The organism is Candidatus Enterococcus ikei (assembly GCF_017316105.1).
Taxonomy (GTDB): domain Bacteria; phylum Bacillota; class Bacilli; order Lactobacillales; family Enterococcaceae; genus Enterococcus_L; species Enterococcus_L ikei.
In genome coordinates this window covers 64,010-75,368 of sequence record NZ_JAFLWD010000019.1, presented here as the reverse complement: position 1 = coordinate 75,368, position 11,359 = coordinate 64,010, and the positions used below count along the sequence as shown (strand labels likewise).

At 36.2% G+C, this 11,359-nt stretch carries 9 protein-coding genes; 2 read left to right on the top strand and 7 right to left on the bottom strand.

Annotated features, from left to right (window positions below):
- Positions 1-35 precede the first annotated feature (35 nt).
- Both yihA and clpX read right to left on the bottom strand, forming a co-directional pair.
- Positions 36-617 carry a ribosome biogenesis GTP-binding protein YihA/YsxC gene (yihA, locus tag JZO69_RS08875; protein ID WP_207112528.1) on the bottom strand — a complete coding sequence of 194 codons (582 nt, stop codon included), beginning with the start codon at positions 615-617 and terminating at the stop codon, positions 36-38.
- A gap of 152 nt (positions 618-769) precedes the next feature.
- Complete coding sequence (gene clpX, locus JZO69_RS08870) at positions 770-2,023, bottom strand: ATP-dependent Clp protease ATP-binding subunit ClpX (RefSeq protein ID WP_207112527.1); 1,254 nt, start codon at positions 2,021-2,023, stop codon at positions 770-772.
- Positions 2,024-2,212: 189 nt separating this feature from the next.
- On the opposite strand from clpX, the gene JZO69_RS08865 reads away from it, so the two are divergent.
- The gene (locus tag JZO69_RS08865; protein ID WP_207112526.1) at positions 2,213-3,241 is read left to right on the top strand and encodes a lactonase family protein; all 1,029 of its coding nucleotides are present in this window, start codon (positions 2,213-2,215) and stop codon (positions 3,239-3,241) included.
- Between the two features lie 103 nt (positions 3,242-3,344).
- Here JZO69_RS08865 and JZO69_RS08860 read toward each other — a convergent pair whose 3' ends face one another.
- From JZO69_RS08860 to JZO69_RS08840, 5 genes are all read right to left on the bottom strand, one after another.
- Positions 3,345-4,196 (bottom strand): MurR/RpiR family transcriptional regulator, encoded by an 852-nt coding sequence (locus JZO69_RS08860; RefSeq protein WP_207112525.1) that lies wholly within the window; start codon positions 4,194-4,196, stop codon positions 3,345-3,347.
- 246 nt (positions 4,197-4,442) lie between these two features.
- Positions 4,443-5,570 carry an anhydro-N-acetylmuramic acid kinase AnmK gene (gene anmK, locus JZO69_RS08855; protein ID WP_207112524.1) on the bottom strand — a complete coding sequence of 376 codons (1,128 nt, stop codon included), beginning with the start codon at positions 5,568-5,570 and terminating at the stop codon, positions 4,443-4,445.
- A 41-nt stretch (positions 5,571-5,611) separates the two neighbouring features.
- On the bottom strand, positions 5,612-6,715 hold the full coding sequence (locus tag JZO69_RS08850; RefSeq protein ID WP_207112523.1) for a DUF871 domain-containing protein: 1,104 nt from the start codon (positions 6,713-6,715) through the stop codon (positions 5,612-5,614).
- 50 nt (positions 6,716-6,765) lie between these two features.
- Complete coding sequence (locus JZO69_RS08845; protein ID WP_207112522.1) at positions 6,766-7,032, bottom strand: hypothetical protein; 267 nt, start codon at positions 7,030-7,032, stop codon at positions 6,766-6,768.
- Positions 7,033-7,150: 118 nt separating this feature from the next.
- The gene (locus tag JZO69_RS08840) at positions 7,151-8,449 is read right to left on the bottom strand and encodes a PTS sugar transporter subunit IIC (RefSeq protein WP_207112521.1); all 1,299 of its coding nucleotides are present in this window, start codon (positions 8,447-8,449) and stop codon (positions 7,151-7,153) included.
- A 678-nt stretch (positions 8,450-9,127) separates the two neighbouring features.
- On the opposite strand from JZO69_RS08840, the gene JZO69_RS08835 reads away from it, so the two are divergent.
- Entirely contained in the window at positions 9,128-11,341 is a 2,214-nt protein-coding gene (locus tag JZO69_RS08835; protein ID WP_207112520.1) for a M60 family metallopeptidase, read from the top strand.
- Positions 11,342-11,359 lie beyond the last annotated feature (18 nt).

Sequence of the window (11,359 nt, the reverse complement as noted above, 5' to 3'; positions counted from 1 at the left end):
TTTTGCTTGTTCTTTATTTTATTGTAGAAATATGCTTAAAGATAGGATTCAATAGCCTTCCACGCTTCTTCTTTACCTTCTTTGGTTTGTGAAGAAAAAAGAATGAAATGGTCAGATTTATCAAAATCCAATGCTTTCTTGATAATACTTTCATGTTTATTCCATTTACCGCGAGGGATCTTATCTTTTTTTGTCGCAACAACAATCACAGGAATTTCATAGTATTTTAAAAACTCATACATTTGAATGTCTTCTTGTGTCGGTGCATGACGTAAATCAACCAAGGAAACGACTGCTTTTAATTGTTCTCTTGTGGTCATATACGTCTCGATCATTTCGCCCCATTTTGCTCGTTCCGTTTTTGAAACTTTTGCGTATCCGTATCCAGGAACATCGACAAAATGCAACGCATTTTCGATCAAATAAAAATTCAACGTTTGAGTCTTTCCTGGTTTTCCAGAAGTTCTAGCTAAATTTTTACGATTGATAAGTGTGTTGATGAATGATGATTTCCCTACATTTGAGCGACCTGCTAAAGCAATCTCAGGAAGTTCTGTCTCAGGATATTGTTTTGGTGAAACTGCACTAATAATGATTTCTGCATTATGAACATTCATATTTTGACCTCCAATCCTATTAATTTCAATAAAAAATGGTGGGACAAAAGCAGTTCTTTCACAAACAAGCTGAAATTGACAAAAAGTAGAAAAGTACTTTTCGTCAATTCTCTCTTGCTTCTCAGAACTAAACGCTTCTGTCCCAACCTCAATTAACCAGCTTTTTTGTCTTTTTTATTATAAACGATCGCTGGTTTACCTGTACCTTCAACAGCCATCTCAGTAATAATGACTTTTTCGATCGTTTCATCTGATGGTACATCGAACATTACGTCCATCATTATCTCTTCAATGATTGAACGTAAGCCACGTGCTCCTGTATTCCGCTCAATTGCTTTATTAGCAATCGCACGTAACGCCTCTGGTTCAAACTCTAATTCAGTATCATCTAAAGATAATAATTTTTGGTATTGTTTGACTAACGCATTTTTCGGTTCAGTCAATATACGAACCAAGTCATCTGTCGTTAGTTTTTCTAAAGCGGCAGTAACTGGTAAACGTCCGATAAATTCAGGAATCAAACCAAATTTCAATAAATCTTCTGGAATGATTTGCTGCATCACACTTTCACCTTCGTTAAGCTTGCTGTTTTTTGTACCAAAACCGATCGTTTTTTCACCTAGACGATTTTTGACGATTGTTTCGATACCATCAAAAGCTCCACCGACAATAAACAAGACGTTCGTTGTATCGATTTGGATAAATTCTTGATGAGGATGTTTGCGTCCGCCTTGCGGTGGTACACTAGCAACAGTTCCTTCCAAGATTTTAAGTAAAGCTTGTTGAACTCCTTCACCTGAAACATCTCTAGTAATTGATACATTTTCACTCTTACGGGCGATTTTATCAATTTCATCGATATAAATAATGCCTTTTTCAGCACGCTCTACATTAAAATCAGCAGATTGTAATAGCTTCAATAGAATATTTTCTACATCTTCTCCCACATACCCTGCTTCAGTTAAGCTTGTAGCATCCGCAATCGCAAATGGTACATTCAGTGTTCTAGCCAATGTTTGGGCTAAAAATGTTTTCCCAGAACCCGTTGGTCCAATTAAACAAATATTGCTCTTTTGTAATTCTACTTCTTCAGAGCTTGAATTTTCTGATTGATTTACACGTTTATAGTGATTATAGACAGCCACTGCTAATGAGCGCTTTGCCTGATCTTGTCCAATTACATATTCGTTTAAGACATCCAATATTTCTTGAGGTTTTGGGACATCCGTTAGTTCACGTACGGCTTCGTCGTAAAATTCTTCATCAATAATCTCTTTACATAAGTCGATACATTCATTACAAATATAGACACCTGGTCCAGCAACGATCTTCTTCACTTCTTCTTGTGTTTTACCACAGAATGAACAGCGAACTGCACCATTGTTGCTATTTGTATTATCGTACATGCGTGTCACCCCTCTAAAATTAAAAATGACTGTCGTTACAGTCTTAAGATATAATAGCATAAATCAAGTGAAAATGCGAACATTGGATTTGTAAAGATTTACTAAATATAGGAATTCTTATGGTATACTAAAAGAGTTAAATCAATTGCTGCTTCTTTTAAAAGAGCAGTAAAAAATGGAGGGAATTTCATGCTGGAACAAATTTTATTAGGGACTTATACACGTAGAGAAAGTAAAGGAATTTATCAGATTGCACTGGATACAGAGAAAGAAACTCTTTCTGATGCATCTTTATTAGTAGAAGAAACTAGCCCGACATACTTAGCACTAAATCAAAAAGGTGACCTTTTCAATGTGACCTCTGTTGATGGTGAAGGCGGCATGGCAGCTTACAAGAATACTAACGGACAGTTTGATTTGATCAATAAAGTAACCGAAGCTGGCGCTCCTCCATGTTATGTAGCGATTGACGAAGAAAAACAACTGGTTTTTGGTGCTAATTATCATCAAGGAATCGTTCATGTTTATCGTATTTTAACCGATGGACGTTTAGAAGATACAGATAAGATTGTTCATGATGAAGCGACTGGTCCTCATGAAAATCAAGACAATGCCCATGTTCATTATACAGATTTAACACCTGATCGCCGTTTAGTCGTTTGTGATCTTGGTACAGATCGTGTTTATACGTATGATGTAAGTACAGAGGGTAAATTATCCGAGGTAGCTCAATATGTGGCAGAACCTGGTACTGGTCCTCGTCATTTAGTTTTCCATCCCAATAATCAATTTGCTTATCTGTTTGGTGAATTAGACAGTACAGTGACCGTTTTAGCTTATAATGCAACTGATGGTTCATTTGAACAAGTTCAAAAAGTATCGACTTTACCTGATGGATTCAACGAATTCAATGGCGGTGCCGCGATTCGTATTTCGGCTGATGGACGCTTTGTTTATGCATCAAACCGTGGACATGATTCAATTGCTGTTTTTGCCACATCTGAAGATGGTAGCAAAGTGGATCGTGTGCAGTTGATTTCTACAGAAGGCGACATTCCAAGAGATTTTGATTTAGATCCAACTGGTAAATTTGTGGTTGCAGCCAATCAAAATACAGATAATTTAACACTTTATCGTCGAGATGAAGAAACTGGTCTTTTGGAAATGATTCAAAAAGATGTTTACGCCCCTGAATGTGTGTGTGTTTATTTTAAATAAAATCAACTTAGAATAATTATACTAAAAATACTATACTCAACAGTTTTAGATGTTCAGCAAATCTTTCTGTTGGTTATAGTATTTTTTTGTCTTTATAAGTGGATTAATTTTCATATTTCCTGACTTCTGATTTTGATTCTTGGATCATTTCAATTGTCTTATCGAAATTCCGTGATGCATAAGCATAGAATAATACATCAACAACAATAAATTGATCGTGTAGAGAGGTCGTTGCCGCACTTCTTAGAACAGCTTCATTGGAACGAACGGTTTGTAAGGCGTATTCAACTTTATTCGTCAACGTATTATTCCCGAATTGAGATAAACCAATTGTTTTTAATTGATGTTTTTTAGCAACATCCAGCAAGCGTAGAACTTCTTTGGTTTCTCCTGAATGCGAAATACAGAAAAAGACAGCATTTTTAGGTGCAGCAACTAAAATGGTCACTAATACGTGAGAGTCCTGCACACAAACAACCGTTTTACCAATTCGATTCCATTTTTGCGCAATATTTTCTGCAACTAAATATGAAGCGCCGATGCCAAAAACATAGATAATCGGTGCTGTGACTAATACATCAACAATTGTTTCAATTCGTTGTTCATTGAGCAAAGCAACTGTTTCCTGCATTGATTGGTACGCATTACCTAATAATTTTGTCTTGATTTCATCAACTGTTGCATTTGCTGTAATATCTGAATAGCCTTCATAAACAGGCGCTTCAATTTCAGCTGATAGTCGGATTTTTAATTGTGTAAAACTTGGCACATCGATTTTTTTGCAAAATCGAATCACGGTTGCAGGACTGGTTCCTGCGTATGTCGACAACTCAGAAGCAGTCATATCGATCACCATTGAGGGATTGTCCAAAATAACTTTACCGATTTTTCGTTCAGAATTCGGTAAGATATCCAACATACTGATAATTCTTCCCTGAATATTTTCACCACTCATTAATTCATCTCCCTTTTTTTATTTTTCCAAACTTTTTTCAAAAATATGTACGTTTGAAATGGGGGGGCAAAAGTAAAAAGCACTTTTGTTTCACACACTAACTACGAATAAACGGTGGAAACAGAAGCAACCTCTTCGGAAATAAGCTGAAATTCACAAAAATTTGAAGATCAATTTCCGTGAATTCCCTCTTATTTCTCGAGGTTAAACACTTCTGTCCCATCCTCCTCAAACAAGTATAGCTAATCAATAATAGGTAATACTTCCTAAAGGTACCGCTTTTTTCGCACCTGTTGCATTTGGTACATTACCCGTACAATGCTGCAAGGTTTGATTTGCCAAAACAGCCATTGCGATCGCTTCTTTTGCTTCCGATGAATATCCGATTTCTTCTTGAATCAAGACTTGAACATTAGGTAGCTCTTGTTTGATCATTGAGACTAACGTTTGATTGTAACTACCGCCCCCACCTATGATCAGTTCTGTGTCTCCCTCGATAAACTCTTTGACCGCTTTTGCAATAGATTTAGCTGTAAACATGGTCGCTGTTGCTATGAAATCTTCTGGCGGCAATTGCCATTTTTTCAAAAGCGTTGCGGTAAACTGTTTCCCAAAATCCTCTCGTCCAGTAGTTTTCGGGTAGGATTTTTGAATGTAAGGATGAGTCATTAATTCTTTTAGCAATGCTTGATCAACGGTTCCCCGACTAGCGTGTAAGCCGTCTTTATCATACTCTTGATCAAAGAAATATAGGCATAATTCATTCATGATCACATTTCCAGGACCGGTATCAAAAGCAACTATATCAGCTAACTTTCCAGATTTAGGAATCACTGTCACATTACCGATACCACCAATATTTTGTAATAACCTTGTGGTATCAGGCTTTTGATACAAAATGTATTCTGAATACGGAACAATTGGTGCTCCTTGACCGCCAACGGCCATGTCTCGTTCTCTGAAATTGGAAACAACAGTGGTTTTCGTCCGTTCGCATATTACCGCAGGATCCCCGATTTGAAAAGTCGAAGCGTAAAAATCAGCACGAGCAAAAGGAATATGAAACAGTGTTTGTCCATGACTTCCAATAAATGACAGCTCATCTGAGGAAATTCCTGCTTTATCACAAACCATTAAAACTGCTTTGGCAAATAGTTCACCTAATTCAATATTCAATGAACAAATTTTTTCTACATCTGAACTTTCTAGCGACAAAGTTTCACGAATTTTTTGAAGCGTCTTCTCCTCAAATGGACATGTCAAAAATTCCAGTAATTCAACCGATGTTGTTTCATTTTTTCCAGAAATTTCTACTAGCGCTGCATCAACGCCATCTAAAGATGTACCTGACATTAAACCAACTGCATAAACCATGAACTTCTCCTCTATTATACTGTTTTTATTTTTACTTGTCTTCACTGCTCAGTTGCATGGATGACCTCATGAAATCTAAATTTTTGCCATGGTTCTAAATAAGGTAATAACATTCGATCCGCTTGTATTATGCTTCCAACAACATTTGATTTTCCCGAATTTTCCATTGGCAATAAGGCGACTTGCAGTTCACCTGCATAATGTGCGTACAATGATGTTTCTATAATGATATCCCCTGTTTGCATATCTACTGTATTAAAAGGAACAAATTCGTGCCCTTTATATTTCACACGGCTTTGAGTCGATCGTACAACATAATCAGAAATATCTCCACGATTAAAGTGAAACTCTTCTAAAATTATTTTTCTTTCCGTTTCTGGTGTTGCTGGATCAATGACACAATCAAAGGTCAAACGATATGGATCGATTTCACTTAGTGCTTTGAGCTCCTCTTCTGAAGCAAACGCATTCGCAATAATCACATCATCGATCACACCTGTTGCCCATAAATGTTTGGCTTGTGTAGTTATCGGCCATGTTCGATGCATTTCTAAGGTGCATAGCCCTTCTTCTACTGGCCATGGTCCAATAGTTGCCGTAGGTGAATTAATAAACGCTGCCGTTTTAATGCCATGTTCTTTATATACTTTCGTTGTTTCAAAAAAATGTTCATAGTTTAAACCTGTATAACGATGAGGATAAAAATTGTGACAGCCTAACAACTTATCAGGATTCGCTTGATAGCTTAAAATATTTTCTAAATAGCGCGTACCTGAACTAATATTCAATTCGATTTCTAAATCTTGTGGATTAAACGTCATAATAGATTCTTCATTCCCTGTAAATCCCATATCTAAACGAATACCATCTGCTCCGATTTCTTTAAAAAAAGCTAAATCATCATAACTAATGCCTAATTCGCCAAAAACTTTAGGGCTGACATCTGCAATGACTTCCATCCCTAAAGATTTTCCATAAAAAATCGTTTCTGTAAATTCCTCCACGATTTTTTCTTTTCCTTCTTCCACAGACAACAAGCAAGTAAAGACTCGTTTAAAGTTATACTTTGCTGCTAAATCCATATAAGCTTTAATCTCTGTGACACTACTATGATTTGGGTATACTGAAATCCCTAATTTTCTCATTGCTTTTGCTCCATTTCATTCTATTCGTCTTTTTGCTTCTCTATAGAGTTTTAAGTCTGCTGATTTCTTTGTTCCTGCAATAAACGACTGCTTTCAAAAAAGACTACAGCTAGAAGTCCGCTAAAAACATATGCTCCTTGTTTGATTATTTCTGGTAAATTAGGAAATAGTAAGTTTGGAATCAACACTACTAAAAAAACAAGACAACCGATCAGCCAACGATTTGGCAATAAGTTTTTCTTTTTTAACCAATGAGTCAACAACAACCCACCACCCATGAATAAGATACAGCTTGTTAAAAATAGTACTTTTGTCATCTTTTCACATCCTTACTTTTAAATGAATTTCTTCGTTTATAAAACTCAAAAGAAATGATAAAAAAGAAATTCTTTCAGATATCCTTTCTCGTTTTATCATTTCTTAGATGGAACTTTTTTATTCTGCTATCGCATGTTCTTTTTCCAGTTCATTATTGTCATAAATCATAACAAATGGATAATAAATCACTACTGAGACAATGATCAAGGCAATACTTAATATTGCTGCTCGCCAGTCTCCTCCTGTAGCCAAGTATGCACCAATTGGTCCAGGAAGTGTCCACGGTGCTGTGAATATCACTCGGTTCACTAGTCCAAATTGTGTAGCAAACCAAGCAATCGTTCCAGTTACCATAGGTGTTAAAATAAAAGGAATGATCAGAATTGGATTCAACACGATCGGTGTTCCAAAAATCAAAGGTTCATTGATATTAAAAATAGCAGGAGCTAAAGTCGCCTTCCCTAATTTTGAAGCGAATTGAGATTTTGTTTTAAAGGCTAACAAAAGAGCCAAACCAATCGTACAACCTGAACCACCGATCCAGATAAACCATTGATAAAATGGTTCTGCTGCAATATTCGGCAATTCTTTTCCAGCTGCCATAGCTGCTGTGTTTCCGTCTAATAATTGTAACCATAAAGGTCTAGCTAATGAACCAACGATCGAAACTCCATGAATGCCAAAAGACCAAAAGAATGTCACCAAAAAAATGAGCAATAATACACTTGGCAAACTATCTGCTGCGCTTACTAAAGGGCTTACAATTTTAGATACTGTCGAATGCCAGTCAAAGCCAATGAAGTACGTCAGCGTAGAGATTCCTAAAATAACAATCAAGGTTGGTGTCAATGTTTCAAAAGATCGAGCAACAGCTGGCGGCACTTGCTCCGGCATTGTGATTTTGAATTTTGATTTATCTGTAATACGGTAAATTTCCACAGCAAGAATCGATGTAATGATCCCAACAAACATCCCTCCGCCGCCTAAATTAGCCATTGGCAAGACAAATCCTGATGTTCCGGCTGCATCTAGCGCTTCTACCGGAATATTGACTGGAACAAAGGTCAAAAGAAAAGCAATCGTTGACAAAATCCCACCAGAAATAACGTCTAAATTATACGTTTTAGCTAAACTCGCACCAATCCCAAATGTCGCATAAAGAGTCATGATGAACATCGTCATACGATACGGCATCAATATCGTTGCTGCGTTTGAGGTTAAAAACTCTGTCACACCCCAGCTAGCCGGCAACGGCGGAAAGGCAATAATCAAGAAAAACGAACCAATAATAATCAACGGTAATGTGGCAATGATTCCGTCTCTGATTGCACGTAAATGGCGTTGATTCGCCAATTTTGCCATTGGACCTGCTAAATGTTCTTCAATAAATTCAGTAAACTTTTTCAATAATCTCATCTCCTAATTTACATTTAACTACGTATAAAAGCCCTTACAAAAAACATTAGTTGAATAACAACATAATTGCGTATACTTATTTATTTTGTAATCGATCGACTAAACAATAATCACGAAATGCAACCAAACTGCTTTGCATGACACATGCTCCTCCTTTTTTAGATTTCCGATTTTTTATTGTTCATTATGCGTTCAAACTTCATCGATGATCAAACGATTTCTTCATCGACAAAACCATCATACAATCAAAGAACTTTTTTTTCAATATTTTTATATAAAAAAAGAAATAATATTTCCTTTTTTATTATTTAAATCAAAAAAATATCACTTTTAATAAAAAAGATATGACTGCGCTACAGATTTGTCACTCATCGCCTAAACAGATAAAGTCAGAATAAATAGAATTGAACAAGCCAATCATAAGCGTTCATTTTCCAACTATTTTTGATTGAAGCATTTGCTGGGAAATCTGTTTATTAACGTTTAATAATAAAAAACAAACTATATCGGAATATAAAAATAACTTCTACGTGCTTTCCATCTTTTCTTACCTTTTTTCACTTAGATAATCTTATCGAGTGGTCAAAAAAGCTCTAGTTTGAGACTATTTTTGGCCTAAAACAAAAATAAACTCCTCTATACTAAATTTATAGTAAAAGAAAGAAGGTTTAAATAAAAATGAAAAAGAACAAATGCTACATTTCTTTGGGAATATCATTACTAGCAGTTGTAGCCGTTGGTATTTTACAAACAACAGATGCATATGCTGACCCAACAACCAGTGACACAAACACAAAAATAGAGCAAAACGCTGGTAAACTACATGCAGGTGTACAATCTGAACTTATACAGTCTGAGGACACTAAGCTTTATCGTAAAACTCAGTTAGATAATACCTTTGGTGCTAGTAATAATCAATCGACGGGTGTTTACAAAAGAAGTACTGACAGTATTACGATCTATGTAGACGAACGTACCGATCAAACACAAATGCCGACTTACTCCATCTCACCAATCACATTGAATCAATACCGAGAAGGAAATTCAGAACAACTCACTTTGAAAAAAGGTAAAAACACAATTAACAATACAAGTGAAGGCATCATTCATATCCAAAATATTTCAAACACTACACCACAACAAAAATTAGTTGTAACAGTTGATGGTGGAATAAAATTACCTCGTTTTATCTTAGGAAAAACGACTGAAGCTGACTGGCAAAATCAAGTCCGACAAAACCCAAATGCACCCGGTTATGAATTGGTCGGCACTCATACTTTAGTCACTGGTTCTAAAGCTACACTGAACTATGTGAAAAGTCCAAAACAAATCGTGGAAACCTATGATAAAGTAGTCAAATTTCATGATGAATCATCTGGTTTAGACAATAGCTCTTCGTTACACAGAAGAAACCGAGGATTAGTTCAACACATGCGGGAAACACAAGAACCTGGTTTCTATATGTATGCTTGGTTCAGTCACACTGCCTATTCTAAAAACACAGGAATGCCAAACGTATTATCTGCAAATCTTGACAATATTTGGGGACCGATGCACGAATTTGGTCATACTTACCAAATGAACCGAATGACGTGGAAAAACCAGACAGAAGTCACTGTGAATATTTATAGCATGAGAAGTGAAAAACAATTAGGCGGCAAAAGTCGTTTAGAACGTGACGGCGTTTACGATAAAATTTTTGCTTACTTCAAACAAACCAATAAAAACTATGATGACAACAGTGATCTTTTTGTAAAGCTAGGCATGTTCTGGCAATTAGAACTAGCCTTTGGCGATGATTTTTATCCTCAATTGCACAAATTATACAGAGAAGAAGCTAAAAGTTTAGCAAACGATTCAGCGAAACAGCAATACTTTATCACCTCTACTTCAAAAATCGCCAATAAAAATTTATTGCCGTACTTTGAAATGTGGGGCTTGCCAGTTACAGCAGAAACAAAACAAGCCATTCAAAAGTACCCTAAATTAACTCATAAAATCTGGGAATCTCGTGATGAAATGAAAAATCCAATCAGCCCGATTGATCCCGTTCAACCAGAAAAACCAGCTGCACCAACCAATCTTTCTGCGCTAGATGTAAAACATGATTCAGTAAAAATCAAATGGAACGCCGTTCAAGGCAACCAACCAATCAAAGAATATAGTATCTCCAGAGATGGCAGAGAAATTGCTAGAACTACCACAACCGAATTTACAGATAAAACTGTCCAAGCAAATACAGCTTATACCTATACTGTTTCTGCAATCAACACAATGGGTACATCATCCGATAAAAGTGCTGGTCTACAAGTAAAAACACCAACAGCACCGATCATAGAAACACCTGCTCCAAGTAAACCAGCCAATGTCGTTTCTAGTAATATTACACAAGATTCAATCACATTGACTTGGACAGCATCAAACAGTCCCATTGGCGTTTCTGGATATAACATTTACCGCAATGGTATAAAAATCAGTACTGTTAGAACCGCCAGCTTTAAAGATAGCAATTTACAAGCCAACACAATGTATACGTATCAAATCACAGCTTTTGACAGTAAAAATAAAGAATCAGTCAAAAGCGACAGCACAACACTAAAAACCAAAGAAGCTGAGAACCAACTTTCTACATGGGAAAGCAATAAAGTTTATACCGCTGGAAATAAAGTTTTCTACAATGGTTTAGAATATGAAGCAAAATGGTGGACTCAAGGGAACCGTCCAGATTCCTCTGATGTTTGGAAACTTCTTTCAAATAAAGTAATGGATTGGGAATATAATAGAGCTTACAACGGTGGCGATACTGTAACTTTCCAAGGGAAAACCTATAAAGCTAAATGGTGGACGCAAGGCAATCAGCCAGGAAACACACCTGTTTGGGAATTGATTTAATAATATAAGAAAGAAGCT

Bases quoted from the DNA above. Each gene is read 5' to 3' on its own strand.
- yihA (WP_207112528.1), bottom strand. From the start codon at position 617: ATGAATGTTCATAATGCAGAAATCATTATTAGTGCAGTTTCACCAAAA.
- clpX (WP_207112527.1), bottom strand. From the start codon at position 2,023: ATGTACGATAATACAAATAGCAACAATGGTGCAGTTCGCTGTTCATTC.
- JZO69_RS08865 (WP_207112526.1), top strand. From the start codon at position 2,213: ATGCTGGAACAAATTTTATTAGGGACTTATACACGTAGAGAAAGTAAA.
- JZO69_RS08860 (WP_207112525.1), bottom strand. From the start codon at position 4,196: ATGAGTGGTGAAAATATTCAGGGAAGAATTATCAGTATGTTGGATATC.
- anmK (WP_207112524.1), bottom strand. From the start codon at position 5,570: ATGGTTTATGCAGTTGGTTTAATGTCAGGTACATCTTTAGATGGCGTT.
- JZO69_RS08850 (WP_207112523.1), bottom strand. From the start codon at position 6,715: ATGAGAAAATTAGGGATTTCAGTATACCCAAATCATAGTAGTGTCACA.
- JZO69_RS08845 (WP_207112522.1), bottom strand. From the start codon at position 7,032: ATGACAAAAGTACTATTTTTAACAAGCTGTATCTTATTCATGGGTGGT.
- JZO69_RS08840 (WP_207112521.1), bottom strand. From the start codon at position 8,449: ATGAGATTATTGAAAAAGTTTACTGAATTTATTGAAGAACATTTAGCA.
- JZO69_RS08835 (WP_207112520.1), top strand. From the start codon at position 9,128: ATGAAAAAGAACAAATGCTACATTTCTTTGGGAATATCATTACTAGCA.